Consider the following 26,521-nt stretch of genomic DNA (forward strand, 5'->3'; position numbering starts at 1 on the left):
CTAGGGAGGTAAGCCAATTTGACTTACCTCCCTAGCTTATTTTTTTAGACTTCTTCACCAATAATTCGAACTTCCGTTTGCAATTCAACATCAAATTTTTCTTTAATCACTTCTTGGATATGTGCAATTAATTCCACATAATCTGTTGCGGTTGCATGATCGATGTTAACAATAAATCCCGCATGCTTTTCGGAAATTTGAGCACCGCCCCATTTTAAGCCTTGTAAGCCAGCGTCTTGGATTAATTTCCCTGTAAAATGACCAACAGGGCGTTTAAAGACACTGCCACAAGAGGGATACTCTAGCGGTTGCTTCAGTTCACGAAGTTCCGTTAATTCATCCATTTGGGCTTTAATTTCTGCATGGTTTCCTTTTTCTAAAGCAAACGTTGCTTGCAAGACAATACAATGTAATTCTTGAATTTCACTATGACGATAACGGAAATTCAGGTCTTCTTTCGTCATTGTTTGGATAGTTCCATCTGCCAACAGCACTTCTGCAGATTGGAAAACATCTTTAATTTCCCCGCCGTATGCTCCAGCATTCATATAAACAGCACCACCGACACTTCCCGGAATGCCACAAGCAAATTCAAAACCAGTTAAATCAGCTGCTAAGGCTTCGTAGGTTGTATCAATCAGCTTGGCACCAGCATCCACAATCATGGTGGTACCGGCTACTTTGATTTCTTTCATTTCTGTTAGCATAATCACGACATCGCGAATACCGCCATCACGAACAATCAAGTTGCTAGCATTGCCTAATACTAACCATGAAAGTCCTTGTTCTCGGCAATACGCCACAATCTCTTCAACTTCTTTTTTTGTTTTGGGTAAGGCCAACACATCAGCTGGGCCGCCTGTTTTGGTAAAGGTTACGTTTTTTAATGGTTCATCTACTAATAAAGTAATTTCGTTTAATGTTTCTAACATAGCTTTAGTGTTCACGAAAGTTAGTCCTTTCTTTTCAAAATATCTGTCTTATTCTAGCATGATAGAAAGAAAGTTGCTAGTCCTCTTTAAAGAACATGCCGTTGTTGTTGGCGTAGCATTTCTTCACATAACGCATGACTTTCATAGACTTTTTCTTGCTTTAACTCTTGCTCTTGCGGTTTTTGAATGGCCTGAATGAAAGCAGTAACCATTTGGTAAAAACCTCTTTTTTCCAATGTTGGCGTCCAATCTCCCATCTCTTTTACTTGGTATTCTTCTTCTGTTTGGATGGTCAAATGCGTTAAATTTTCCAAGCGATAAGTACCTGTGGGGCTGGTGACTTCAAAAGTTTCTGTATTGGCCCCAGAGTGTAAATCCATGGAACAAACAATCGTTGTCTGTTCGGTTTCTAATTGTAAAATTGCTCGTTTTAAATGACCGTTTTCTTCCACTAATTTTGACTGCACCACGTGGAGCGGTCCTTCCGCTAAATAAACTGCGGTATCAACGACATGTAAAAATAAATCATACATCATAAAACTTGTTTCTCTCGTTGTATTGATGCGGTTCTTTTTAATAAAAATTGTTTGTTTTTCAGGAATATTTTTCAATACTTCCGTATAAGGGGCAAAACGACGATTGAAGCCAACCATCAGGCGCAGATTTTTTGCTGCCGCCAATGCTTGTAATTCTTTGACTTCAGCAAGGTCTTCACTTAAAGGTTTGTCCACAAAGACGTGAATACCAGCCTGTAATAATTGGCGAACGACTGCACCATGCACTTTTGTGGCTACATGGACAAAACAAGCATCAATCTTTACTTCAATCAATTCTTCTATGGTCCCAACGGTTTCTGTAAAGCCATACTGATCAGCGATTTTTTGTCGTGTTTCTGGGTTTCTAGTTGCTAATACAAACTCTGCCAAGTGGCGGCATTCACTATAAGTTGGCAAATACGCTTTTTGTGCAATATTTCCTAAACCAATGACTCCAATTTTCATTCGTTTGTCCTCATTTCTGCTCTTTTTACTATTTTATCATAGACTACTTCTTTCCAAAAATCAGTCATTTTCTCTTTTTCTTTTCAAGTATTTAAAACTTCTTTAAAAAGTATTAGAATAGAAGAAAGCACCAAGCGACCTTTTCTTTGGTTCTGGTTTGCACTGAAACGAGCAAAAGCGTTTCTTATTTGAAAGGAGTTTCAACAATGAAATGTATTTCTTGGAATGTCAACGGCTTACGAGCGGTTGTTAAAAAGAATTTTATGGATGTTTTTAATGAATTGGATGCAGATTTTTTCTGTTTACAAGAAACAAAATTACAAGCTGGACAAATTGATTTAGAACTTCCTGGCTATCATCAGTATTGGAATTACGCCGAAAAAAAAGGCTATTCTGGCACAGCAATTTTCGCTAAAGAAGAAGCGTTAAGTGTTCGCTATGGCTTAGGTATCGAGGCTCACGATCAAGAAGGCCGCGTGATCACTTTAGAATATCCAGAATTTTTCATGGTCACTTGCTACACACCAAACTCACAAGCTGAACTAAAGCGTTTAGCTTATCGAATGACATGGGAAGATGCGTTTCGTGCCTATTTAAACGAATTAAATCAAGAAAAACCCGTCATTCTTTGCGGTGACTTAAACGTAGCTCATCAAAAGATTGATTTAAAAAATTGGAAAACCAATCAAAAAAATGCGGGGTTCACGCCTGAAGAACGGCAAAAATTTACTGAGTTATTAGACAGTGGTTTCACTGATACATTCCGTTATTTTTATCCAGAAGCTGAGGGCATCTACTCATGGTGGAGTTATCGCTTTAATGCACGAAAAAATAACGCAGGTTGGCGGATTGACTATTTCGTTGTGTCAGAATCCTTGAATGAACGTTTAGTCAGTGCTAAAATCCATACAGATATTCTTGGTAGTGATCATTGTCCAGTGGAAGTTGTACTTGATTTTTAAGTGTTACTCAACGCGTTGAAAGGAGTTTTTTTTAATGAACTTTTACGCTTTTGACTTTGAAACAGCTAGTTATGATAAACATAGTGCCTGTTCCATTGCAATTGTTAAAGTAGAAAATAGTCGGATTGTGGATGAATTTTACACGTTAATCAAACCAGAAACACCTTTTTTCTGGCGAAATACGCAAATTCACGGCATTCATGAATCAGATGTTGTCAATGCGCCCAAATTCCCTGAAGTCTGGCAACAAATTCAGCATTGTTTTCAACCAAATCGGTTAGTGGTCGCTCACAATGCAAGTTTTGATTGTAGTGTTTTGGCTGGCTGTTTAGATTACTATGGCTTAGAACAACCTAATTACCTTTCTTTATGTACAGTCAAAACGAGTCGCAAACTGTTTCCTGAATTTCCTAATCATAAATTAAATACCGTTTGTGAAAACCTCAATATCACTTTAAATAATCATCATGATGCTTTAGAAGATAGCCGAGCTTGTGCCGAAATTCTTTTACAGCAAGAACAACGATTTGGGGTTGAACCTTTAAAAAAATTAGTATTGGTGAAATAATCCAGTTCTTGTTTCCAGCGAAGGCGTTATCTCTTTCAGTGGCTAGTTGGCAGGAGATAACGTCTTTTCTTTTACATAACTTTTCCCCTAAAACAAAAATTTTTCAGAAAGGACGCGATGATGTATTCGATTCTTTACTTATTCACAGACTCTCTCAAAAATGCGTGGCGCTCAAAAAACCAATTTAGTACGTTGATTCTTATCTTTATTATTAGTTTTCTGACTTTTTCTGCTCTATTATTGACTTTGTTGTTTTCTCGATGGCTTTCACAAATGATTCTTCTTGATAATTATGCAGTGATTCCTCCCTTGAAAATTTTCAGAGGTTTGGCTGGAATCAGCGCTGGAACACTCTTTTTCTTCCTGATTAGTTATATTTGCCGAACTTTCTTCCTAACTTTTTTAGAGCAAAAAAACGACTTACTGATCTTAGCTCTTTTAGGTACGACAAAATTACAAATTTTAATTAACTATGCCTTACAACCCATCTATTATTTGATTTTTATTTTGCCTTTAGCTGCTTTTCTAGCCAATAAGCTCATTCAACAGTTTATCCATGATTTTTTCAGCGAGGTACCTGGTTTAATGCATATCGATAGCTACATGCAAGGTATCTTTTTACCACTAACAGGAAGCCTATTGTTCATTTGCTGTTGTGTCTTTTTAATTCTTTTTAGGAAACTCAATCGCCTAATCAAAAGAGAGACTTGACTAACTATGCGAAAAAAGTGAGAAATACGTCATCTCGACGTACTTCTCACTTTTTTGAATGACTTAGGTTCTTTAGGCTAATTACTTTTCCCGCCTCTTTTAAGCCAAGGCTTCAATAATTTCGGTCATTGTTTTTGAACCAAAAATCATTTGTTCGCCATCAATCAGCATTGCTGGAACGCTCATAATTTTCTTTTCTTTTTTCAACTCTGGAAATAGACTAATGTCCACCATTTCTGCTTCCACATGAGGATTAATTGATGCAATACGTTGGCAAGCCGCCACGACATCGGGACAGAAATGACATGTTAGTGAAACAAAGATTTCTATTTTTCTTTTTGGCAATGCAAGTATGTTCTTTTGCAGACTTGCTTCTAACGGCTGCCCCTCGCTGCCGACATTATAAACCGCCAAAACCAACGAGTTTACTTCATGGCCACTAGGAATACCACTAAATTTAATTCCTGTATAGTTTCCTGCCGCATCTAAGAGCACAACGCTAGGCATTTTTTCAATCCCATACAGCAATTCTTTGGCTGGCTCAGTATCTTTCAAAATCGTTTCTAAAGTAATCTTCTGATCCAGACTTGCAAATTCTGTTAAGAATGACTGAAGTTCCAATGATTTTTCATCACTTGCATCCAAAAACTGAAGTAATGTCACTTTTTTGGTTAGTTTAGCGAAAATACCGTTTAATTGTTGGCGCATACTTTCTGGGAACCACTGATGCTTACCAGTAACTTTTGCTGGCTGTTTTTCTTTTGGTTGCTGACTGTTTGTTTCAGGGGCAGATTGATTAGCTAATCGTTCAGTCATTCGCTTCGTTACAATCGGTTGGCCCGCCTGTGTTTTTTGTTCTGTCACGTAACGTTGCGCATGAGTGGCGGCAATTGCACCGTCTGCAACCGCCGTCACAATTTGACGTAATTCTTTTATTCGTAAATCTCCTGCTGCATAAACTCCGGGAATATTGGTTTCCATATTCTCAGTTGTTGGCACATACCCACGGTCTAAGGCAATTTTCCCTTCAAAAATTTCTGTACTTGGTTTATTTCCAGCAAAAACAAACAGACCAAATGTACTGTCTTTTGGTGCTTCATAAACCGTTTCTTCTCCCGTCTGGTTATTGACAAACACAGCTTTCCGGACAAAATCATCGCCCATAATTTCTTTCACTTCTGTGTTATAAACAATCTTAATTTTCGGGTGATTTTTAGCCGCCTCCGCAGTTAATTTTGCACATGTAAAATCAGGTTCTCGGATAATCATCGTTACTGATTTACCGTAACGTGTCAAATAAACGGCCTCTTCCGCTGCTGCATAACCGCCACCAATCACAAAAATATCTAGGCCTTGGAAAAACTCCCCATCACAAGTAGAACAATAGGCCACGCCGCGTCCTGTAAATTCACTTTCACCAGGGAAACCAATTTTACGAGCAGAAGCTCCTGTCGCAATCAATACTGCATATGCTTGGTAGGTTTGACTCGCCGATTGAACAGTTTTTATCGTTTGACTAAAATCAACATCAATAATCTCGTCGTTTGTAAAAGCTACACCGAAGTCTTGTGCTTGAATGCGCATTTCTTCCATTAGTTCTGGACCTGTTGTGTGACGAATCGCTGGATAGTTCACAATTTCAGAAGTCGTCGTTACTTGTCCGCCAATTTTGTCTTTTTCAATAATTAAGGTATCCATCATTGCGCGACCTGCATAGATACCTGCAGATAAAGCAGCTGAGCCGCCACCAATAATAATCAAATCGTAGATTTCTTCTGTCACTTGCTTCTCCTCTTTCTTCTGTGTTTCAGAAAAAGAGCTGAACAAAACATTTTCTCTGTTTTATCCAACTCTTTGACCTCTATTTACAAAGCGAATTTAAATTTTACCAACTAAATCTAAGCTTGGCGCAATTGTTTCTTCTCCTGGTTGCCAATTGGCTGGACAAACTTTATCACCATGTTCTGCTACAAATTGAGAAGCTTCTAATTTACGAACAAGTTCTTCAGCATTACGACCAATACCCATGTCGTTGATTTCATAAGATTTGATGTCCCCTTCTGGACTCACAATAAATGAAGCACGGTAAGCCATTCCAGAATCTTCATCTAAAACGCCAAAGAAACGAGCAAGTTGACCGTTGGGATCGGCTAACATTGGATATTTAATTTTTCCAATCGTTTCTGTAGCGTCAGCCCATGCTTTATGCACATAATGACTATCTTCTGAAACAGAGTAAACCTCACAATTTAATTCCTGTAAATGCGCATAATGCTCTTGCATATCCCCTAATTCCGTAGGACACACGAAAGAAAAATCAGCTGGATAAAAGAAGAAAATACTCCATTTTCCTAAAATATCTTCTGTTGATACTCGTGTAAATTCACCATCGTGATAGGCATCACATTCAAAGTCAAAAAGTTTTTGATTAATTAAATTCATTGTCGTTCCTCCTCTGTTTTTTTACTCTTTAAGGATAACAGTTTATAATTATTCCGTCAATAGAATAATTATAAACAAACTAGGTTCTATTAGCGTATAATACTGTACTATTGAGAATTATATGATTATCATTCTCAATTAGAAATAGCGAGATAACTTTTTAAATAACATAAAAAAGAAAGCGAATCATTAAAAGAACTTGCTTTTTAATGATTCGCTTTCTTTTTGTGAATACATTCTTTAACTATCTAAAATAATCGTTTCTTTCTCTTTGGTAATTAAAATAACTCCATCACCAAGAGGAACTAAAGTAGAAGTTAAATCAGGGTGCGCCATGACTACATCTAAAAATTGGTTTAATTTACGATGAATCGCTCGATTTTTTTTCGGTACTTCCTCAGCAGGGTCTAAAATTGTCCCAGCTTGAAATACATCATCCACCATCAAAACGCCGCCAACTGGTAGCAACCGTAAACATTCAGGTAAAAATTCAATGTATTTTGATTTGGCACTATCCATAAAAATAAAGTCATAAGGTCCTTCCAACGTTGGTAGAATCTCAGCTGCTTGTCCTTCTAAAAGAGTGACCTTTTCTTCTAAGTCTAGGCGTTGGTAAGTTTTCTTCGCTTTTTTTATCATTACGTCAAAACGATCAATCGTGGTCACGTGACCATCTTCACCGACAAATTGGGCCATCAAGCTTGAAGAAAAACCAATTGCTGCCCCGATTTCTAAAATATTTTTGGGCTTTAGTTGTCCTAGCAAAAATTGTAGAAAAACTACTGTTTCGTGCGGAATAATCGGCACCCCTGCTTCATTGGCTTCCGCCTCCACTGCCCCTAATTCTCCGGGAAGTTTCTTTTGTTTTGTACGCATATACTCAACCAGTTCTGGTTTAACGACTGGTCGATGCATCATTTCGTTTCTCATCACTTTCGCTCCTTTTCGTCCCTTTATTATACGAAGTCCTTGTTCCTCTGTAAAGGATTGAAATAGGATTCTTATTATTTGTTTGAAAATAACATGCACATTCTTAACTTCCTAGCTAAGTGCGGATTACTTCTTGTAAGCACATTTTTTCTTTGTTTCTGCTATTTTTTATTAAGTTTTATTCAGAAAACGTCAAAAAGTAGCCCTCAAGAACATACCTATTGATTTTTTCTCGTTATTTCTTATAAAAATATTTCTACATATGTTAATATTTTCCCTTAAATCACTATTAATTCTTGCTAATTCAAGCCCCAAAACAAGCCTATAACCTTGCTAAAATAAGAAACGTCAAATTTTACTACTTTGTCTGTAAAAATTTGATATCACAAAAGAAAGGAAATCTTGTATACTCTTTACAGATAGTGATTTATAGTGAAGCACATAACCAAATTCCCGGACTTGACTTGGTTCAAGTACATATGCAGGCGAGCTATTTGATAGTTCCCTGATAAAAATCGTTTCGACGATTTTGCACATAGCACTACCTTTCTAAAAGCTAAAAATTATTTTTAGCTAGAAAAAAGACAACCGTTTGAAACGGCTGTCTTTTTTTTAATAAATTAACCCAAGCAAATCTTCTTTTTCGATATTTCCAAAGTATTTTTTAACGTCAATTTGATCAATGGCTTCTTCTAAAGAAGCTTTATCATATTTCACGCCGGTTAAAATATCTTCAACATCTTTAATTTCACCAAGCCCAAAGAAGTCCCCAAAGATTTTAATTTCTTGAATGGCACCATCCGCCACATTCATTTTCATTTCAATTGAACCAATTGGAAAACGATGGCGACGTTCTAAGTTAAATGCAGGTGATTTACCATAATTCCAATCCCAATTGCGATAGTATTGCTCTGAAATTTTGTTAATAGCCGCCCAGTCTTGATCAGTTAATTCATACGTTTTAACTTGGTCGATCGAATCTACGCCGAAAATTTTCAAAAGAATTTCTTGGCGGAATTCTTCCGTTGTCATCTCTTGTTTATCTTCAGATAAAAATGGTTTAATGTTTGTTACCCGTGAACGAACAGACTTGATACCTTTAGATTCGATTTTATCTTTCCGTACTTTCAATGTATTTACAACTTCATCAATATCACTATCAAACATTAAGGTTCCATGCGCAAACATGCGGCCGTTGGTAGCGTACATCGCATTTCCTGAAAACTTCATATCATTAATCACTAGGTCATTGCGCCCTTTTAATTCGGCACCTTCAACGCCTAAGTCCTGCAATGCTTGGATAATTGGTTGGGTAACTTTTGCGAAATCACGGAAAGAGTTGCCGTCATCTGGCATAATAAAACTAAAATTCAAATTACCATGATCATGATAAACGGCGCCGCCGCCACTTAAGCGACGAACAACATGAATGCCGTGCTCATCTACATATTCTTTGTTAATTTCTTCAATTGTATTTTGGTTACGGCCAATAATGATTGACGGCTCGTTAATGTAAAATAAAAGAATGGGCTCATCTAAAGGCATTTCTGTTAACAAATATGTTTCAATTGCTAAGTTCACTCGTGGGTCATTATTTTCATTCGGTACAAAAATCACAATCGGTTCTCTCCCTTGGTATAGTTACTTTTTTAAATCTCAACTGTTAAATCTGGTTGGGCTAATGTCACTGGAATTTCCGTTCCAGCATAGTTTTGCGCTTCTTCCCGTAGTTGTTCCAATGACCCATGTTGTGGTAAATGGGTCAACATCAATTGTTTGACTTGTGCTGCTTTGGCAATTTCACCCGCTTCTCTTGACGTAAAGTGTGCATGATGTCGTTCATTACCTTCAAATAAGTACGTATCCGCTAAGAATAAATCAGCGTCTTTTGCAAAGTCTTCAAAACTTGCTAAGTAACCAGAGTCTCCTGTAAAGACAAAGACTTTGCCAGTCGCTTTTTCAACAATCCGCATCGCGTAACAAGTGACAGGATGAATCGTTTCCATGAAAGTAATTAAAAATGGTCCTACTGCCAACTCTTCTGCTTCAAAATACTCTTTCCCTTCGGAAACGTTAGGAAGCGTTAGTTCTTTGAAATGCATTTGATCTTGTGTATGGCCATATATTGGCAAAATAGGCGTCAGTTCCAGCGTTGGATAAAGCTGACGATAATATTGTAAAACACCTAAATCTGCGATATGGTCATGATGGTAATGCGACAGAATGACAGCATCTAATTTCAATGGATCTAGATAGTTTTCTAAACGCACTAATGTCGTACTGCCTGCATCAATAAGCAAATGAAAGCCTTCAGATTCTAACAAATAGGAACTCGTTCCTTCTCCTTTGTATGGATAAGCACCTAAACAGCCTAAGACAGTCAATTTCATGTGTGGACAACCTCCTTCAATACGATACTTCCATGTTACCATAAAATAACGGAAAAACGAGGTTAAAACGCTTAAATTTTCACAAAAAGACCAAAGAAAAAACCTGAACCCTTTGTCGAGATAACGAAGGATTCAAGCTTCTTTTTTATTCTTCGGCTAAACCTTTTTCTTCTAAGGCAGTTTGATAAAAACTAGCTAACGCTACATAGTTATAAGGAATCACCCATAATAGACCGATACCAATAGCTAAAAAGCCCACAATATACCAACCAATAAAAGAAAATTGTAAACATAAATATTGCCAAAAACGATTTTTCATTAAATATAACGCCTGTTTCAACGCCATCATAATTGGCAGTTCTGGATTATCAAAACGTAGCCACACAGCAAATTGAAAAACGCCACTCACAAATAAACCAATTAAAAAGATCAAGATAGTGGCAACACCAAACGCTAGGAAAAAGGAAAAATCATTTAAGAAAAAGGCTTGGATTTCCTCTGGTGTAACTGTATTAAACATCAATTTGAAATACAAGGTTGTCCCTGCCCCAAATAAAATTGGTAACAAAAATAACAAACCAATTACACGTTCAAGTACTTTTTGAAGTAGGTTGACCACAAATAGCGGACCATAATATTTTCCTTGAAAAACACTCATTAAAATATTGACCCGCACCTTTTCACCACGCAACACCTTCAAGGCTGCGTAATATAGCGCATAACTTAACGCGAATAAAACAAAAATTTGCAGTAATACTGCGGCAAAACTACTTTGAAAAACTTGATTTTCACCAGAAAATAAATTTTGCACAATCGATGTTAAGAAGCTCTGTAAAACCACTCCTAAGAAAGTTAACCAAGCCATGATCCCCCATTGCCCATCAAGGGCTCTGCGAGCATTGGCACGATGTTGCGAATTTGTTACTAAACTTTTCATTCATTCCATCCTTTCTGAAACTAATAACTAGTCAATTTAGCGACTGTTTCTTTATCTAGACGTTTCACCACTTCTGTGACTAATTTGACTGTGTTGAAATAATCATCTTCATGAATAACTGAGGTATGTGAATGCAGATATCTAACAGGCACCGTGATGGCTAATGATGGAATCCCGTTGCGCGTTAAATGCATGCGGCCAGCATCCGTACCTCCCCCTGTAATCACTGTATATTGGAAGGGAATGTTATTTTCTTCCGCCACTTGAATAACAAAATCACGTAATTTTTTATGCGGAATCATTGATGCATCATAAATCAAAATTTGTGGCCCTTCACCTAAAACAGAGTCGGCTTCTTTAGGTGTCATTCCTGGTGTGTCACCAGCTGTTCCTGTGTCTAAAGCAAACGCTATGTCTGGATTCACAAGATGCGTACTTGTTTGCGCACCGCGTAGCCCGACTTCTTCTTGCACATCACTGCCTGCAAATAAAATATTGGGGTGCCCTTCTGTCGCTAAATTTTCTAAAACTTTTAATGAAACGGCCGTACCAATTCGGTTATCCCACGCTTTTGCCAATAAAAATTTTGTATCATTCATGCGACGATAGTCAATATATGGTGTCACCATATCCCCTGGATGAATCCCCCATTCTGCAACTTGTTGATCGCTACTTGCACCAATATCAATAAACATATCTGCAATCTCATAGGGTTTGTTACGAACTTCCGCTGTTAACACATGCGGTGGTTTAGACCCAATGACACCATGGTAAACCTTACCAGTCGTGGTTTTAATCTGAACTTGTTGGGCCAACATCACTTGCCCCCACCAACCGCCAACGGTTTGAAATTTTAAAAAGCCTTTTTCTGTGATTTGGGTAACCATGAAACCGACTTCATCCATATGCCCAGAAATGTAGACTTTTGGTCCTTCTTTATCACCAACATTTTTTGCAATAATACTGCCAAGGCCATCATATAAAAATTTATCCGCATACGGTGCTGCATACTTTTTAAATAACGAACGTACTTCGTCTTCATTCCCAGCAATCCCTTTAGCACTTGTTAAATCAATTAACATTTTTTCTTCTTTTGCATCCATAAAAATAACTCCCCTCAAAAACCAATTTTATCCATTATACCACGAACTAAAAAAATACTTACAAAAAATAAATTGAGCAACGTTCTCCACTAAAAATAAACGAAAAAACAGCCTGCACGCTCGTTATTCAACGGCAGGTACAGGCTATTTTCATTGTTACGAAGCGTTTCTAGTCCGCTTCAGATAATTGGTACTTGATCCATCTTGCCTTCTTAAAATTGAGGTAAGACCAATGGATTTTGTTGTTGCCAATCTGTCTGATAAAAACGATCATCAATTTGATACGCTAACTTTTTAGACGCAGGTTGTTTCATAAATTCATCTACTTGACGATCAACAGCGAGCCAACCACGCCAACCTAAATGAATCGTGTCCGCCATAAAGTAGCGTTCATTACTACATGTTGAGAAGTCAGCAATGTTAGTAAACCCTTGCTCTTGAAGTTGATATTTCAGCTTGCGTGCTACTTGTTGCAACATATCTTGTGACAAGCCCGTATAGTCCGACCAACGTTTGTTAACAGGTGGGATTACAAATAAAACATCGACATTTTTTTCTGCTAACTGTTCTAACGCAGCTTGGAAATCACCATATTCTGGAGAAAAACGGTAATCCCATTTCTTTTGTGAATGAGCTAATTTCGGTAAAACTGGTTTAATCCGTTGGCGATAAAAACCGTTACTAATTTCAAATTTATTATTAATGGCTTTTGCCGCAATTTTTCCAGCTAGCTGATCTAATTCATTAAAATTATACGTAGCAGGTAATTGTTTCATATCTTTTTCAACAATTGGTTCTCTGCTAACCATGCCAATTTGGCTAAACAATTCATCTTCACGATTCAAGAAACGGAGATTCATTATAAAATAATCTCGTTGAGAGCGTTGGGGAAGTTGCCCTGCCTGCAGATTTGCCAAGGTTTCCATTAAGACTTTGTCTTTTTGAACAACTGGAAATTTGGTCAAACGTTGTGCTAGATATTGGTCACCGCTGGTTAATTCGGTTAAATTAGCTAACCATTGATAGGTTTGTAATTGTGAATAGTGTGCACCAAAACTATCATTAGGTACACCCTTTTTGACAAACCATTGCGGAGATAAAATAAAGACCGCTTTCTTATTGGCAATCGCATCGCCCATCGAATGAATGACCATTGCTTGGGTTAATGACTGTGTGCCCGCTTCTCCTAGTAAAAACGGTCGGTAGTTCCGTTGATACTTTTCAGAGAGCACACTAGGGTGGAAAGCACTAAATCGACTTAATTCAGAAGAGCCAAAAAAAGGAACATATTTACCAGAAGCCACTGCTTTGTTTTTAATCACATTGCCTTTTAAAACGTTCGGTGCCATTGACGTTGATGCTTCCTTCAACGTTTTTTCGGAAGTTAAATTGATTCTGAACGGTGCAAAAAAGAACACTGCAACCAAGACCGCTGAACAAAGCACTGGACCTAAGATTCTGATTAGTCGTTTTTTTCTAGACATTATTGTAAAGCTTCCACTTGTTGAATGATTTGTTTTGGTGTTCCCCATACTTCACGGTCAAAGTCTGATACAGGAACTTGGATTCCTAATTGTCCTTCAATTTCTACTAATAATTGAACCGTTGCTAAAGAGTCCAATAATCCTTCTTCAAATAATTGAATGTCTTGATTGTTCACAACTTCGTCTGTTCCTGTAATATCTTCTAAAATGTTTAATACTGTTTCTTGAATGTTCATTGTAAATTGCCCCTTTATATTTTTATTTTTGTTTATTTAAACCATAGTTTGTCTAAAAATCCTGAGAAAATCAGGAAGCTGACACAAACCGCTTGGAAAGTTAAAAAGACTGCAAATGCATGTGTAAATTTGTTTGATGGTATCTTGTCTTTATGTTTTTTCTTAAAACGTAGCCAAGCATCTGTTACACAAATTAGTGTTGCATGGTAGAGCCCATAAGCGATGTAGAACCACGTTAATCCATGCCAAATGCCCATGATTAAGAACAACGCAAAGTAACCAATATTAGAAGTCACAATCCGACTTTTAAAGACTTTCTTTTTCATTAAGAAAAACATTAAGCGCATGTAAATGTAATCACGGAACCAAAAAGATAAGGTCATGTGCCAACGATTCCAGAATTCTTTAATATTCCAACTTAGGAACGGTTTGTTAAAGTTCATTGGTGTATCATAGCCCATTAAATAACTTGTGCCAACGGCCAGTAAACTATAGCCTGCGAAATCAAAGAATAGATACAAACTGTAATTATACATATAGCCGACTGTCCACCAAGATAAACCACCTTGTGCCAAGGCCATTTTTTCCACATGTGGTAAAAAGACACCACCAAGATAATGACTGATAATAAACTTATATAAAAATCCTAGAAATAAATAAAAAATTCCTTTTTCTAAAAAGTCTAAATATTTCTCCGCACTCGGCGGGTTTTTCAAATCTTTTTCAAAGCGCCGATAACGATCGATGGGTCCTGAAGAAATAGTCGGGAAAAACAAGAGAAACTGAATGTAACGAAACGGATGATATTCTTTCATTACGCCATCCCGTAAATCCATGACCACTTGGACCGCTTTAAAGGTTAAATAAGAAATCCCTAAAAAGCCAAGTAAGGTTGTTTTGCCTGTCATGAAGGGAGAAACTTTCACCCAAACAAGCGGTAATATAGCTAAAAAGACAGCCAGATAAAAGACCCAACCTGCATTTTTATTTTTTCGATAAGCCGCATAGCCCCACGTTAGTAACGTTTGATAAATAACATATACAATCAGAGCGACTCCTTGTTGCCAAAATTCGCCACCAAAACTGATATATAGAAAGACCAGTGTCACGAGTGTTTGGTACCAAGGCCAACGTGTCCCTTTAATGGCTAAAGTTAAAATCATCGGCAACAAGGCCGCAATTAGCAGAACAAAGTAATACGGTGCATTATAGGGAATCATATGAGGAAAATTCATCATGTGGCATTCACCTCATTCATCAACCCTTTCCGATCAATTTTGCCATTACTTGTCAAAGGTAATTGTTCAACATATACAAATTTTTGTGGAATCATATAGTCCATTGTCAACGTGGCTAATTCTTGTTTAATTGCCTTAGTTAATTGAAAATCACTTGAAAATTCATGTGCTTGCGGAACGACATAGGCAATTAATTGTTGGACTTTATTTCCTTGATATTTCGGCACAACGACTGCTTGTTTCACGTAGGAAACATTCGTTAAGTGATGATCCACTTCTTCTAACTCAATGCGGTAGCCATGCAATTTAATTTGAAAATCTAAGCGTCCCTCATACTGCAATAGGTTATCGACTAACTTTCCAGCATCGCCTGTGCGATAAGCTGGTACGCCATCTAATTGGAAAAAAGCTTCAGCTGTTTTCGCAGGATTATTTAGATAGCCTTTGGAAACACTTGGTCCAGCAATGACGATTTCACCAATTTCACCTGCAGGTAATTTTGACATGCCTTCCATAATATAAATTTGCGTATCCTCTTTCACATACCCGATTGGTAAACGTTGGACACTTTTTAAAACTTCTTGAGTGATTTCAATGGCACTAATCGCTACAGTCGCTTCTGTCGGCCCATACGTATTATAAATATGCGCAGTTGGGAAACGAGCGGCTAATTTTTCAGCCGTTGGTTTTGGTAATTCTTCTCCACAGAATAAAAACGTGCGCAGTGCTGGTAAATGTTCACCATCAAAGCTTGGTTCCATTAGACACAATTCAATAAAGGACGGTGTTGAAACCCAGACGTCGATTGTTAATTGTGGCAAACGCGTAAATAATTGTTTAAAATCGTTAATGATTTCATTGGGTAACGGAGTTAATGAGCCACCTAACGCCAATGCGGGATAAATAGACATCACCGATAAATCAAACGAATAAGGTGCCTGTGCTAAAAAGCGGGCCCCTTCTTCTAAACCAAAATCTTGCAACAACCAATTCGTAAAGCTAACTAAATTATCATGGCTGATTTGCACACCCTTTGGTACGCCAGTTGTCCCTGAAGTGAAAATGATATAGTAATTACTTGCTCCTGTGACAGGCGTCAACGCAGGCGCATATCGGGGTGCATGCATCATCATTTCTGTTAATTCTTCCGCCGTAATTACTGGCACTTCGGTGGCTAATTCAGGCCATTCATGCACAGCAATCACTGCGGTTGGTTTGGCTACGTTTAGAATTAGTTCAATGCGTTCTTTTGGTGTATGTGCATCAATGGGGATATAGCTAAAACCAGCTTTCGATGCGCCTAAAAAACTCACAATCATTTCAAAATCTAATTCTCCGTATACGACAATCGCTGACTTGTCCGTTTTCAGCTCAGCTAAATAAGCGGCTAGATTGTCTGACTTTTCTTTTAACTCTCCATACGTAGAGACTTTTTCTTCGGTTAAATAAACAGGACGTTGGGGTTCTTTACGTGCCCATTCATCAATCGTTTGAATCATATTAATTACTTTTTCCATGTATAGCCGCCTCCTTAAAACTCGTTATAAATGAAGGTTCCTCCATTGATATTCTTGTAATGATAAAGATAAATTAATGCAATGACAATGAAAGAATAAAATAACGTTTTACCGATGAATTTAAGACTTTCGTTATTGAGAATTTTCTGAAAAGTTGTTTTCATTATCATTCACCTCCTAAGGTTAATCGCTATCCATTATTTTATGCTATATTTCAGCAAAGTCCATTGAAATTTCTTACAATTTAATAAAAAAACTAACAATTTCGTCACTTCTTAAATTTTCATGATTTTCATAAACGGAACTCTCATAATTTTTTCGCATAAAGAAACTGTAAAAACCGCTTCACAACGGCTTTTACAGTTTTTTAAAAATGGATGTGTCGAATCATCCGCGCATAAATGGCAGACGTTAAAATATAAAAAATTAGATAAACAATTATTAAGATTCCACAAGAAAGATATACTAACAAATATCCTGGACTCTTAATAAATTGGCTTAGCAAATAAATGGCAAAGGTAGTATGCAAAATCCCAATGACCATCGGCGGAAAGAAAATCAAACTATTCTGTCGATAAATTTGCTTAGTTATCTCTTTACTAGAAACACCCATCCGTTTTAAAGTCACGTAATCTTGACGCTCACTTACAGCTGAAAACAGTTGTCGTAACATCAAAATACTGCCCGTAATAAACAACGCTAAAATCGCCACAAACATGGAGACATATAAAGTCAAGCCGTTAATTTTTCGTTCATAGCGTAAAGAGGCGTAGCGATCATTCATATTTAGTCGCCAAGTTTCGGTGACATCATCTTGCGTATTCTTTGCCTCTTCGTTAGGCATTTGTTTGGCAAAACCACTCAACTGCTGGTTATTTTTTTCATACTTATACAAAATTGGCGCTTGCCATTCTGTGGCAATCTGTTTATTTACGGCTTCATAAAGTTTTTCACGGCTTTTCGTGTCAACATTTACGGCGTTAATCTGATACTGAATGGAATTTTTTGTCACTTTCTGATAAAGGGCATCGGAAACGACAATCGTTGGTAAAGAATATTGCAATAAAAAATTGCCTAGATAGTTAGGCAGCACTTGTTGTAGTTGTGCCTTCTCCCCTTCAACAAATTGCAGTTTCGATTCATAACGAGACATACCACTTAAAATATTGGTAAAGCTATCCATATAGATAACACTTTGGTCATTTTTTAAATGTAAATCGTTTAAATAAGGATTAATTTTTTGATAGTTGCGGTAGTTGGAGAAAGATAAAACATTAACTGCTTCAATCGTTTCTTGTTCCTCTTGCGCTTGACCAATTCGCAAACTGCGTTCAATTCCAGTAATTTTATAAGAAAGTGTCACTTCATTTTTTATTTTGGTGTCCTTCGCTTCATCGAGAACTTTCTTCAATTTAGGATAGCTTTCCTGTGAAACTAAAAAGTCCACGGGGCCATCACTGTTGACCGTGTGCATACTAATCGTATACACAAAAACCATCACGCCAATCCCACTCAAGGCTGTCGCAATTAACAAGGTCAAACCAGTGAGTGTTTTGCTACTTTTAAATAAGTAGCGTTTGGCATTGCCTAAAGTAATCATGCGTAAATCTTGGTAATACCATTTTTTTCTATGATTAAATAAGCGAATGATAAAATACATGGTATAACGGAAAAATAAATAAGTTCCCACCACACAGAGACCCAAAATGATAAAAGGCGTCAATGTAATAATCATCGGAATCGAGATATCCAATGAATCATTTAATTGTTTATACACAATACCTGTCGCTAAATTCCGAAAATCAAACGCAATAAAATAACCAGCCAGTAAACAAATAGGTCCTAAAATACCTAGAAACTGCCGCCGTTTCGTTAAACGACTATAATTAATTTGACCAATTTTTTCTTGGTGCATAAGCTGCGACAATGGATAACGATAAATCATCCAAATACTTCTTAAGCAGACAATCAAAATCATAAATGCAAAAGCTATACCGGTTTCAATAACGGAACGCCAAGAAATATAGAAGAAACTGGGGACTTCTAAAAACATAACTTTGGCTAAAATCATTGAAAACAACTTGGTGAAAATCACTCCTAAAATAATCCCATTAATTAGTGAAACAAAGCCTAAAACTAAATTTTCCACTAAAAAAATTAGTGAAACTTGGCTCTTTCTCAAGCCAATTAATCGATACAAGCCAATTTCTTGGCTACGTTTGCCTATAAAAAAGCGATTTGCTGCCAACATAAAGCCCAAAATAATAATGGTGACTAAGGTACTACCGAGTCCTAAAGATCGCTTAATTTCGATATCACGGCCTGCACCTGCGACAAGAGGTTGGTTGTAAGCGATCGCACGGAAACAATAATAAACGACCGCTGCAAAAGTCATACTAATGTAATAAACCAGATAGTTAGGTACATGAGCTTTTAAATTTTTTAATGATAGTTTAAAAATCATTTGCGCGCCCGCCTCCACCAATCGTTGCTTGCATATCTATCACACGATTAAAAAATTCCTTACGTGATCCTTGACGAACAACTTCTGAGAAAATCGCACCGTCTTTAATGAACAAGATGCGATTGCAAAAACTGGCCGTGTACGGGTCATGTGTCACCATCAAAATTGTGGCATCATCATGTAGATTAATTTCAGCTAAATATTTCAACAATTCTGTTGCTGATTTTGAATCCAGTGAGCCAGTTGGTTCATCTGCAAAAATAATTTTAGGGTTCGTAATCAAAGCACGAGCAGCTGCTACCCGTTGTTTTTGTCCCACAGATATCTCTGGTGGATAAGCAGATAAAAGCTCCTGAATCCCCAAAATCGAAGTCACATGTAACAAACGTTTATCCATTTCTTCTAATGAAACTTTTTCTACAGCTAAAGGCAACAAAATATTGTCCTTCACATTTAACGTATCAATTAGGTTAAACGATTGAAAAATAAACCCCATTTCGTTTCTTCGAAAATCACTTAATTGATTATCTCGCATTTTTAAAATATCTTGTCCGGCGATGCGCACGATTCCTGCGGTTGGCAAAATAATCGAGGATAAGACATTCAATAGTGTCGATTTCCCAGCACCGCTGGGACCCATAATCCCCACAAATTCGCCTTCATCAACGGTAAACGAAATATTATCTAATACTTCTGTTTTATTATTTAAACGACCATATGTCTTGCTGACATGGTTTACTTCTACAATTTTTTTCATTTTTCTCGCTCCAACGTTTTGTTATTACTCTTATTTTACCAAGAAAAAATCTGAATGAACATCGTTTTATCTTACAATATCGTTCGGTAGTCAAAGAATAATTGTCATTTCGTGAATAAATCCGCAAACAATTATTATTTAATAATTGTTATTTTTTAGTGTTACTTTTAGCAATTTGGCAAAAAACTCTTTGCTGTTTTTTAATTTTGACAAAGAATTTTTTTCACGCAAAAAAATTTGCTCAATCCTTTTCTTCATTTGTTTTCATATTTTTTCAAAACAGCACAAGCACAATATATAGTGTTTGTCTAGTGATATTTTACTAAAAATACGCAATATATCGATTGAATTTAGCCGACCTTTGTATTAGGATAGTTACTAACGAGATATAAGGAGCTGGATAAAATGATGAAGATTACTGATGAAAAAGCCGAGGATGTTAATCTCTCAACAATTAAAGTCGTCAAACGGGATGGTCGTTTAGTGACTTTCGATGATCAAAAAATATACGATGCTTTGATCAAAGCTGAACAAAAAATACATGACCAAGTCACTCCTTTGACACATCAAAAAGTCCAATCGATTGTTGCCGATGTCAATCGAGAAATTGCCGAACGTTTTACCAATAACGTAAAAATTTATGAAATTCAAAATATTGTGGAACATACTCTGCTATCCAACAACGAATATGCCTTAGCCGAAGAATACATTCATTACAGAACCCAACGTGATTTTGAGCGTAGTAAAGCGACTGATATTAATGTATCTATCGGCAAATTAATTAATAAAGATCAGACTGTCGTGAACGAAAATGCCAACAAAGACAGTGACGTTTTTAATACGCAACGTGATCTAACCGCTGGGATTGTTGGAAAATCAATTGGTTTAAAGATGTTGCCTTCACACGTGGCTAATGCCCATCAAAAAGGCGACATTCATTACCACGATTTAGATTATCATCCATATACTCCCATGACAAACTGCTGTTTAATTGATTTTAAAGGCATGCTAAACAATGGCTTTAAAATTGGGAACGCTGATGTCGAATCACCAAAATCAATTCAAACGGCCACTGCACAAATTTCTCAAATTATTGCCAATGTAGCTTCCAGTCAATATGGTGGTTGCTCTGCCGATCGGATTGATGAATTATTAGCGCCTTTTGCGGAACGTAATTATGAAAAACATTTAGCAGATGCGCAAGAATGGATTGAAGGAGAAGAACGCCAAAAAGCATTCGCTCAGAAGAAAACGAAAAAAGATATTTTTGATGCCATGCAAAGTCTTGAGTATGAAATTAATACTTTATTTACTTCCAATGGACAAACCCCTTTTACTTCTCTGGGATTTGGTTTAGGTACCAACTGGTTTGAGCGAGAAATTCAACGGGCGATTTTACAAATCCGAATTAATGGTTTAGGGATTGAAAAACGAACAGCTATTTTCCCAAAACTAATTTTCACAATTAAACGCGGCGTCAATGCGCAACCTACTGATCCAAACTACGATATTAAACAACTGGCACTGGAATGCGCAACGAAACGCATGTATCCTGATGTTTTAAACTATGATAAAATCGTTGAACTAACAGGTAGTTTTAAGGTACCAATGGGCTGTCGTTCCTTTTTACAAGGCTGGAAAGACGAACAAGGTGAAGAAGTAAATGTTGGCCGAATGAATTTAGGCGTTGTGACCTTGAACTTACCAAGAATCGCTTTAGAAGCGCAAGGAAGCCAAGAAAAGTTCTGGCAAATTTTAAATGAACGTTTGGCGATCGTTAAAGATGCTTTGGTTTATCGGGTTGAACGTGTTAAAGAAGCTAAACCAGCGAATGCACCGATTTTATACATGTATGGTGCATTTGGAAAACGTTTAGCTACACAGGATGCCGTAGATGAACTGTTTAAAAACAAACGTGCCACGGTTTCACTTGGCTATATTGGCTTGTATGAAGTGGCTTCTGCCTTTTACGGCGGTGCTTGGGAGGACAATCAAGAGGCCAAAAACTTTACACTGGATATTTTAAAAGAACTGAAAAAAAATGCCGACAACTGGGGCAACGAATACGGCTATCATTTTAGTGTCTACTCTACACCGAGCGAAAGCTTGACTGACCGTTTTTGCCGTTTAGATACTGAAAAATTTGGCATCGTCGAAAATATTACAGATAAAGAATATTACACAAATAGTTTCCATTATGATGTACGCAAAAATCCAACGCCTTTTGAAAAACTTGATTTTGAAAAGGATTATCCAAAATACTGTTCTGGTGGTTTTATCCACTACTGTGAATACCCCATGTTACAGCAAAATCCCAAAGCACTTGAAGCTGTCTGGGATTACGCTTATGACAAAGTTGGCTATTTAGGAACCAATACGCCAATTGATCATTGTTATGCCTGTGGTTTTGAAGGGGACTTCCATCCAACTGAACGTGGCTTTGAATGTCCAGAATGTGGCAATCATGATCCTAAGACTTGTGATGTCGTTAAACGGACTTGTGGTTATTTAGGTAACCCGCAAGCTCGCCCAATGGTACATGGTCGGCACAAAGAAATTTCCTCTCGTGTGAAACATTTAAAAAATTAAACTCGATTATTCTATAGAAAGAAGTTTTGCTGATGCGTAATCCGAAACCACAAGAATGGAAAACCGAAGACTACAGCCAAAAAAAGATTGCCGATTACAAAGCGTTCAACTTTGTTGATGGCGAAGGTGTACGCAATAGTTTATATGTGAGTGGCTGTCTCTTTGCTTGTGAAGGTTGTTTTAACAAAGCTGTCCAAAATTTCAATTACGGTACGCCGTTTACAGAATCTTTAATGAATCAAATTATTGAAGATTTGTCCCATGACTATATCCAAGGTTTGACTCTTTTGGGTGGTGAACCTTTTCTGAATACAGATGTTTGTCTTAGTGTAGTCAAACGTGTGCGGGAAACATTTGGCTCAGCCAAAGATATCTGGTCTTGGTCTGGGTATACCTTTGAAGAACTACTTTTAGAAACGCCTGATAAGCTTGAACTACTCCATTCAATTGACATTTTAGTCGATGGGCGTTTTGAACTGGCAAAACGTAATTTAAATTTACAATTTCGTGGCAGTAGTAATCAACGGATTATTGATGTACCCAAATCACTTGCTGCTGGCAAAGCTGTTATTTGGGAAAAATGTCATGACGCCGAAACGTCTTATGAACAAATCAAAAAATCAATTTAAAAAAGTTAGCCCTTTAGCCATCTCTTGAGGATGTGTCTAAAGGGCTAACTTTTTTCCCATAAAGGTAAAACAATGTTTTCATACGCTAGTGGATCTAAATTCGTTAAAGTAATGCCTAATAAACGGATTCCTTGTTCTAAACCTAAAATATCTTCCCAAATTAAATTCGCTTGATAGAAAAGTTCTTCTTTTTTAGAAATATATTCAGGTAATGTCACACGTTTCGTAATCGTCGTATAGTCAGTATAACGAACTTTCAGGACTACTGTTTTGCCATGCTTTTGCACTCGTTGCAATGCACGCTCAACACCTGCTGCTAATTGTCTCAATTGAGCCGTAACCTGCTCTTCCGTCGTTAAAGGGGTGCCGTAAGTATGTTCCTTGCCTACCGACTTACGATCTCTAGTCACTTGAACTGGCGCATCATGGATACCACGGACTTTACGATACAATGAATAACCCATTTTACCGAATAACCGAATCAACGTCATCTCATCTTGCTTGTATAAATCTGCTCCAGTAAAAATCCCTAGTTCATGCATTTTAGGCACTGTTTTTTTCCCGATTCCGTGGAAATCTTCAATCGGTAATGCTTTCAAAAAATCTTCGGCCTCTTCTGGTAAGACAACCGTCAGGCCCTTTGGTTTCTGGAAATCTGATGCTAACTTGGCTAAAAACTTATTGTAACTAACACCTGCCGAGCAAGTTAACTGCAATTCATGCCAAATATCATACTGGATCATTTTCGCAATTTTAATAGCCGACTTACTGTTGACCTTATTTTCAGTTACATCTAAATACGCTTCGTCAATAGATACCGGTTCAATCACATCTGTATAGCGGCGAAAAATTTCACGGATTTCTTGAGAAATTTCACTATATTTCTGATAATTACCTGGCTTAAAAATGGCACTTGGACATAGTTCATACGCCTTTTGAGCACTCATAGCCGAGTGAATACCGTACTGTCGAGCAATATAATTCGCTGTAGTCACCACTCCTTTGCCCCCAGTATCACTTGGATGGCGCGCAATAACTAACGGATGTCCTACTAACTCTGGATGATCTCGTTCTTCAACTGAAGCAAAAAACGCGTCCATATCTATATGTATAATTTTTCTCGACGTATCTTTTTTTAAGGGAAAACGTAATTCACTCATCATTTTGATTCGCCTCCTCCTTCTATTATATACGAACGTCCGTTCTTTTTCAAATTGAAACTTCTTTATTTCAACCAGAAAAAGCTGAAAATCCGTGAAGTTATAAACACAGATTTCCAGCTTTTTAATTAAACAACCAATTGTTTTTGTTGATTATAGTAGCCTTTATAGGCAAGATAAGTTGCAATCACTGAACCAATACTTGTTGCTGATAACAACATAAAAGTCACCATAATCTGATATTTTATCGCATGGACAGGATCAACGCCCGCAAAAATCAAGCCTGACATCATCCCAGGTAAACTAACAATTCCGACAGTTTTGGCAGAATCAATCGTCGGCGCCATCCCGGTTTTCACACTTTGTTGGATAATTGGTAAAGAGGCGAGTTTGATAGTTGCACCTAATGCTAGTTTCTCCATTACCGCTTGCCGTTGGTTTTGAAAAAGAGTATCTAAATTGCGATAGCATAAACCAATTGCCACCATCGAATTGCTGGCAATCATCCCACTGATAGGAATGATTTGAGAAGGAATAAATTTGATAGAACCAGAAAAAATCAAAATACCAATGGTAATTCCTGTACTACAACCAATTGCAATGAAAGAAATCAAAAAGCCCTTTTGTAATTGCTGGCTGCGTTTTTTTGCATTAAAGGCTGCGTTGGAAACAATCACCAAAACCATGATGAGCGTTAAAATCAGGTTATTGACTTGAAAAACATATTTTAATAAATAGCCGACTGCGACTAATTGAATGACTGCTCGAATCACACTAATAATAATATCTTTGGTAAAACCTAATTTTTCTTTAGTACTAATAATTAATGCGACCACTACTAGCATGGCTGAAAAAAATAAGGATAAATTATTAACTGCTAAATCCATCTGTCGGCGCCACCTTTCCTGCTACAATACGAATCACTTGCTGTGCTTGCTGAATTTCTTCGGTATCATGCGTGATACGAACCAGCGTGACTCCTTGCTCTTTGTTTAATTGGTTTAACAATTGATTGACAATTTGTTTGCTTTCTTCATCTAATCCCGTTGTAACTTCGTCTAATAATAAAACATCTGGTACAAAAATAATGTTTCGTAGCAAAGCAACCCGTTGTCGCTCACCACCAGAGAGTTCGGCTATTTTCTTTTCAAGATAAGCAGCGGGCAATTTCACTTGTTGGAGCAATGCCACGACTTTTTCCTGATTAAACGCTTCTTGTCTGACGGTAAATGGAAATAATAAATTATCATACACGGTTTCACCAAATAAAGTTGGCTGCTGAAAACAATAAGAAACCTTTTGGCGGTATGTTTCGATTGGCATTGTAGTAATTGGCGCTTCTTGATAAAAAATTTCGCCTTCTGTAGGACTTAATAATGAAGATAAAATTTTTAAAAATGTACTTTTCCCGCTACCTGAAGGACCAACAATTGTTGTATTGCTGCCTGTTTCAAATGACAAATCAATATCAGAAAGAATGCTACGACCATTTACTTGATAAGACACGCCTTCTGCTCGCAATAAATTACTCATGTTTCTCTCCTTTTTTAAATGGAATGATATTCTTTATATACTTCTTGTTTTTTTACATTTCTCAATTTAGCCACTTCTTTGATTGCCTCTTTTGAACTCCGTCCCTCTTCCTCCATTAAAACTTGCACATGTTCCTTGAGGGAAATAGCTGGCATTGCTGCTATTGTCTCTTTCTCACCAGTAAATCCGCTAACTAATAAACAACACTCGCCTTTTAGCGTATTTTCTGCTAAATATTCTGTTAGTTCTCCTAAGGTACCACGCAAATACTCTTCATGAAGTTTCGTTAATTCTCGACAAATCACAGCGGGGCGTTCTTGACCATAGACTTCAGCAAACGTTGCGACCGTTTTAGCAATCCGATAGGGGGACTCATAAAAAATCTGTGTCGGCCGTTCTTCTTTTAATGCTGATAACACGTCTTTCTGTTCTTTTTTCTTTCTTGGTAAAAAACCATAAAACGTAAATGGCTGTGGTAAAAGACCCGAGGCAATCAAGGCGGTCATTCCTGCCGTAGGTCCTGGCAAGGCAATCACTGCCAGTTCTTCTTCAAGACATGCTGTAACCAATTCATGACCAGGATCACTAATTGAAGGCATACCTGCATCGCTAACTTGGGCAATCGTTTCACCACTCAGCAATCGTGTAATCAGTTGAGGAATTCGCTCTTTGTAATTATGTTCGTGTAAACTAATTTGTGGTGTTGTAATCTCAAAATGATTTAGCAATTTTTGTGTGTTTCTTGTGTCCTCACTAGCAATCACCGTTGCTTCTTTCAATATGTTTAAACAACGAATACTCATATCTTCTAAATTGCCGATCGGTGTTGGGACAAGATACAATTTTCCTTTTGTTGTTTGCTTATCAAAACTTTTCTGTTTTTGCATAGCGCATCCCTCATTTTCCTTTTTCGTTCTATAAATAGATAAAGGTTTGAT

25 protein-coding genes are annotated in these 26,521 nt (G+C 37.2%); 5 read left to right on the top strand and 20 right to left on the bottom strand.

Going from position 1 to position 26,521, the window contains the following annotated elements; translation table 11 throughout:
• Nucleotides 1-44 precede the first annotated feature (44 nt).
• Both murB and IGJ03_RS10130 read right to left on the bottom strand, forming a co-directional pair.
• Complete coding sequence (gene murB / locus IGJ03_RS10125; protein WP_002387193.1) at nt 45-932, bottom strand: UDP-N-acetylmuramate dehydrogenase; 888 nt, start codon at nt 930-932, stop codon at nt 45-47.
• Nucleotides 933-1,018: 86 nt separating this feature from the next.
• Entirely contained in the window at nt 1,019-1,933 is a 915-nt protein-coding gene (locus IGJ03_RS10130; RefSeq protein WP_002356402.1) for a Gfo/Idh/MocA family protein, read from the bottom strand.
• Between the two features lie 206 nt (nt 1,934-2,139).
• Here IGJ03_RS10130 and IGJ03_RS10135 point away from each other — a divergent pair, with 206 nt between their 5' ends.
• From IGJ03_RS10135 to IGJ03_RS10145, 3 genes are all read left to right on the top strand, one after another.
• The gene (locus IGJ03_RS10135; RefSeq protein ID WP_002367205.1) at nt 2,140-2,895 is read left to right on the top strand and encodes an exodeoxyribonuclease III; all 756 of its coding nucleotides are present in this window, start codon (nt 2,140-2,142) and stop codon (nt 2,893-2,895) included.
• Between the two features lie 34 nt (nt 2,896-2,929).
• Nucleotides 2,930-3,463 carry a 3'-5' exonuclease gene (locus IGJ03_RS10140; protein ID WP_002356400.1) on the top strand — a complete coding sequence of 178 codons (534 nt, stop codon included), beginning with the start codon at nt 2,930-2,932 and terminating at the stop codon, nt 3,461-3,463.
• Between the two features lie 120 nt (nt 3,464-3,583).
• Nucleotides 3,584-4,174, top strand: a complete 591-nt coding sequence (locus IGJ03_RS10145; protein ID WP_025193825.1) for a hypothetical protein — start codon at nt 3,584-3,586, stop codon at nt 4,172-4,174.
• Nucleotides 4,175-4,273: 99 nt separating this feature from the next.
• Here the strand turns inward: IGJ03_RS10145 and IGJ03_RS10150 are convergent, their stop codons facing one another.
• From IGJ03_RS10150 to IGJ03_RS10215, 14 genes are all read right to left on the bottom strand, one after another.
• Nucleotides 4,274-5,956, bottom strand: coding sequence for an FAD-dependent oxidoreductase (locus tag IGJ03_RS10150; protein WP_033627541.1), 1,683 nt, complete (start codon nt 5,954-5,956; stop codon nt 4,274-4,276).
• A gap of 96 nt (nt 5,957-6,052) precedes the next feature.
• The gene (gene ahpC, locus IGJ03_RS10155; protein WP_308948822.1) at nt 6,053-6,616 is read right to left on the bottom strand and encodes an alkyl hydroperoxide reductase subunit C; all 564 of its coding nucleotides are present in this window, start codon (nt 6,614-6,616) and stop codon (nt 6,053-6,055) included.
• A 240-nt stretch (nt 6,617-6,856) separates the two neighbouring features.
• The gene (locus tag IGJ03_RS10160; protein WP_002381418.1) at nt 6,857-7,546 is read right to left on the bottom strand and encodes an O-methyltransferase; all 690 of its coding nucleotides are present in this window, start codon (nt 7,544-7,546) and stop codon (nt 6,857-6,859) included.
• Nucleotides 7,547-8,158: 612 nt separating this feature from the next.
• The gene (locus tag IGJ03_RS10165) at nt 8,159-9,163 is read right to left on the bottom strand and encodes a lipoate--protein ligase (RefSeq protein WP_002368809.1); all 1,005 of its coding nucleotides are present in this window, start codon (nt 9,161-9,163) and stop codon (nt 8,159-8,161) included.
• Between the two features lie 32 nt (nt 9,164-9,195).
• On the bottom strand, nt 9,196-9,936 hold the full coding sequence (locus IGJ03_RS10170) for an MBL fold metallo-hydrolase (RefSeq protein WP_429861513.1): 741 nt from the start codon (nt 9,934-9,936) through the stop codon (nt 9,196-9,198).
• Between the two features lie 145 nt (nt 9,937-10,081).
• Nucleotides 10,082-10,873, bottom strand: coding sequence for a DUF975 family protein (locus tag IGJ03_RS10175; RefSeq protein ID WP_002365061.1), 792 nt, complete (start codon nt 10,871-10,873; stop codon nt 10,082-10,084).
• A 20-nt stretch (nt 10,874-10,893) separates the two neighbouring features.
• Entirely contained in the window at nt 10,894-11,976 is a 1,083-nt protein-coding gene (locus IGJ03_RS10180; RefSeq protein ID WP_002367214.1) for a M42 family metallopeptidase, read from the bottom strand.
• Between the two features lie 212 nt (nt 11,977-12,188).
• Complete coding sequence (dltD, locus tag IGJ03_RS10185; RefSeq protein WP_002407260.1) at nt 12,189-13,460, bottom strand: D-alanyl-lipoteichoic acid biosynthesis protein DltD; 1,272 nt, start codon at nt 13,458-13,460, stop codon at nt 12,189-12,191.
• A complete protein-coding gene (dltC, locus tag IGJ03_RS10190) occupies nt 13,460-13,696 on the bottom strand; it encodes a D-alanine--poly(phosphoribitol) ligase subunit DltC (RefSeq protein ID WP_002356389.1) in 237 nt (78 codons plus the stop codon). Before dltC ends, dltD begins: the two co-directional genes overlap by 1 nt.
• Before the next feature lie 32 nt (nt 13,697-13,728).
• Complete coding sequence (gene dltB / locus IGJ03_RS10195; RefSeq protein ID WP_002382500.1) at nt 13,729-14,934, bottom strand: D-alanyl-lipoteichoic acid biosynthesis protein DltB; 1,206 nt, start codon at nt 14,932-14,934, stop codon at nt 13,729-13,731.
• A complete protein-coding gene (dltA, locus tag IGJ03_RS10200) occupies nt 14,931-16,451 on the bottom strand; it encodes a D-alanine--poly(phosphoribitol) ligase subunit DltA (RefSeq protein ID WP_010713131.1) in 1,521 nt (506 codons plus the stop codon). The genes dltB and dltA overlap by 4 nt, the downstream gene beginning before the upstream one ends.
• Nucleotides 16,452-16,465: 14 nt before the next feature.
• On the bottom strand, nt 16,466-16,615 hold the full coding sequence (locus IGJ03_RS10205) for a teichoic acid D-Ala incorporation-associated protein DltX (RefSeq protein ID WP_002356384.1): 150 nt from the start codon (nt 16,613-16,615) through the stop codon (nt 16,466-16,468).
• 203 nt (nt 16,616-16,818) lie between these two features.
• Nucleotides 16,819-18,915: an FtsX-like permease family protein gene (locus tag IGJ03_RS10210; RefSeq protein WP_425135947.1), complete on the bottom strand. Its 2,097-nt coding sequence runs from the start codon at nt 18,913-18,915 to the stop codon at nt 16,819-16,821.
• Complete coding sequence (locus IGJ03_RS10215) at nt 18,905-19,672, bottom strand: ABC transporter ATP-binding protein (protein WP_002356382.1); 768 nt, start codon at nt 19,670-19,672, stop codon at nt 18,905-18,907. The genes IGJ03_RS10210 and IGJ03_RS10215 overlap by 11 nt, the downstream gene beginning before the upstream one ends.
• Nucleotides 19,673-20,077: 405 nt before the next feature.
• Here IGJ03_RS10215 and nrdD point away from each other — a divergent pair, with 405 nt between their 5' ends.
• Nucleotides 20,078-22,261, top strand: a complete 2,184-nt coding sequence (gene nrdD / locus IGJ03_RS10220) for an anaerobic ribonucleoside-triphosphate reductase (RefSeq protein WP_002382497.1) — start codon at nt 20,078-20,080, stop codon at nt 22,259-22,261.
• Nucleotides 22,262-22,293: 32 nt separating this feature from the next.
• Nucleotides 22,294-22,890: an anaerobic ribonucleoside-triphosphate reductase activating protein gene (nrdG, locus tag IGJ03_RS10225; protein WP_429861514.1), complete on the top strand. Its 597-nt coding sequence runs from the start codon at nt 22,294-22,296 to the stop codon at nt 22,888-22,890.
• 44 nt (nt 22,891-22,934) lie between these two features.
• Here the strand turns inward: nrdG and dinB are convergent, their stop codons facing one another.
• The 4 genes from dinB to rsmI all read right to left on the bottom strand — a co-directional run bounded on the left by dinB (nt 22,935) and on the right by rsmI (nt 26,470).
• The gene (dinB, locus tag IGJ03_RS10230) at nt 22,935-24,050 is read right to left on the bottom strand and encodes a DNA polymerase IV (RefSeq protein ID WP_023894966.1); all 1,116 of its coding nucleotides are present in this window, start codon (nt 24,048-24,050) and stop codon (nt 22,935-22,937) included.
• 128 nt (nt 24,051-24,178) lie between these two features.
• Complete coding sequence (locus IGJ03_RS10235) at nt 24,179-24,937, bottom strand: ABC transporter permease (RefSeq protein ID WP_002356377.1); 759 nt, start codon at nt 24,935-24,937, stop codon at nt 24,179-24,181.
• Nucleotides 24,921-25,583: an ABC transporter ATP-binding protein gene (locus tag IGJ03_RS10240; RefSeq protein WP_002359439.1), complete on the bottom strand. Its 663-nt coding sequence runs from the start codon at nt 25,581-25,583 to the stop codon at nt 24,921-24,923. The genes IGJ03_RS10235 and IGJ03_RS10240 overlap by 17 nt, the downstream gene beginning before the upstream one ends.
• Before the next feature lie 14 nt (nt 25,584-25,597).
• Entirely contained in the window at nt 25,598-26,470 is an 873-nt protein-coding gene (gene rsmI / locus IGJ03_RS10245; protein WP_002356373.1) for a 16S rRNA (cytidine(1402)-2'-O)-methyltransferase, read from the bottom strand.
• Nucleotides 26,471-26,521 lie beyond the last annotated feature (51 nt).

The sequence above is a fragment of the Enterococcus sp. DIV1315a genome, assembly GCF_051712325.1.
In the GTDB taxonomy this organism is placed as follows: domain Bacteria; phylum Bacillota; class Bacilli; order Lactobacillales; family Enterococcaceae; genus Enterococcus; species Enterococcus faecalis.

Coding starts and splice junctions, on each gene's coding strand:
- dinB (WP_023894966.1), bottom strand. CDS start 24,050: ATGAGTGAATTACGTTTTCCCTTAAAAAAAGATACGTCGAGAAAAATT.
- IGJ03_RS10235 (WP_002356377.1), bottom strand. CDS start 24,937: ATGGATTTAGCAGTTAATAATTTATCCTTATTTTTTTCAGCCATGCTA.
- IGJ03_RS10180 (WP_002367214.1), bottom strand. CDS start 11,976: ATGGATGCAAAAGAAGAAAAAATGTTAATTGATTTAACAAGTGCTAAA.
- IGJ03_RS10175 (WP_002365061.1), bottom strand. CDS start 10,873: ATGAAAAGTTTAGTAACAAATTCGCAACATCGTGCCAATGCTCGCAGA.
- IGJ03_RS10210 (WP_425135947.1), bottom strand. CDS start 18,915: ATGATTTTTAAACTATCATTAAAAAATTTAAAAGCTCATGTACCTAAC.
- IGJ03_RS10215 (WP_002356382.1), bottom strand. CDS start 19,672: ATGAAAAAAATTGTAGAAGTAAACCATGTCAGCAAGACATATGGTCGT.
- dltB (WP_002382500.1), bottom strand. CDS start 14,934: ATGATGAATTTTCCTCATATGATTCCCTATAATGCACCGTATTACTTT.
- IGJ03_RS10205 (WP_002356384.1), bottom strand. CDS start 16,615: ATGAAAACAACTTTTCAGAAAATTCTCAATAACGAAAGTCTTAAATTC.
- IGJ03_RS10140 (WP_002356400.1), top strand. CDS start 2,930: ATGAACTTTTACGCTTTTGACTTTGAAACAGCTAGTTATGATAAACAT.
- murB (WP_002387193.1), bottom strand. CDS start 932: ATGTTAGAAACATTAAACGAAATTACTTTATTAGTAGATGAACCATTA.
- dltA (WP_010713131.1), bottom strand. CDS start 16,451: ATGGAAAAAGTAATTAATATGATTCAAACGATTGATGAATGGGCACGT.
- IGJ03_RS10130 (WP_002356402.1), bottom strand. CDS start 1,933: ATGAAAATTGGAGTCATTGGTTTAGGAAATATTGCACAAAAAGCGTAT.
- nrdG (WP_429861514.1), top strand. CDS start 22,294: ATGCGTAATCCGAAACCACAAGAATGGAAAACCGAAGACTACAGCCAA.
- dltD (WP_002407260.1), bottom strand. CDS start 13,460: ATGTCTAGAAAAAAACGACTAATCAGAATCTTAGGTCCAGTGCTTTGT.
- nrdD (WP_002382497.1), top strand. CDS start 20,078: ATGATGAAGATTACTGATGAAAAAGCCGAGGATGTTAATCTCTCAACA.
- dltC (WP_002356389.1), bottom strand. CDS start 13,696: ATGAACATTCAAGAAACAGTATTAAACATTTTAGAAGATATTACAGGA.
- IGJ03_RS10170 (WP_429861513.1), bottom strand. CDS start 9,936: ATGAAATTGACTGTCTTAGGCTGTTTAGGTGCTTATCCATACAAAGGA.
- ahpC (WP_308948822.1), bottom strand. CDS start 6,616: ATGAATTTAATTAATCAAAAACTTTTTGACTTTGAATGTGATGCCTAT.
- rsmI (WP_002356373.1), bottom strand. CDS start 26,470: ATGCAAAAACAGAAAAGTTTTGATAAGCAAACAACAAAAGGAAAATTG.
- IGJ03_RS10135 (WP_002367205.1), top strand. CDS start 2,140: ATGAAATGTATTTCTTGGAATGTCAACGGCTTACGAGCGGTTGTTAAA.
- IGJ03_RS10160 (WP_002381418.1), bottom strand. CDS start 7,546: ATGAGAAACGAAATGATGCATCGACCAGTCGTTAAACCAGAACTGGTT.
- IGJ03_RS10145 (WP_025193825.1), top strand. CDS start 3,584: ATGTATTCGATTCTTTACTTATTCACAGACTCTCTCAAAAATGCGTGG.
- IGJ03_RS10240 (WP_002359439.1), bottom strand. CDS start 25,583: ATGAGTAATTTATTGCGAGCAGAAGGCGTGTCTTATCAAGTAAATGGT.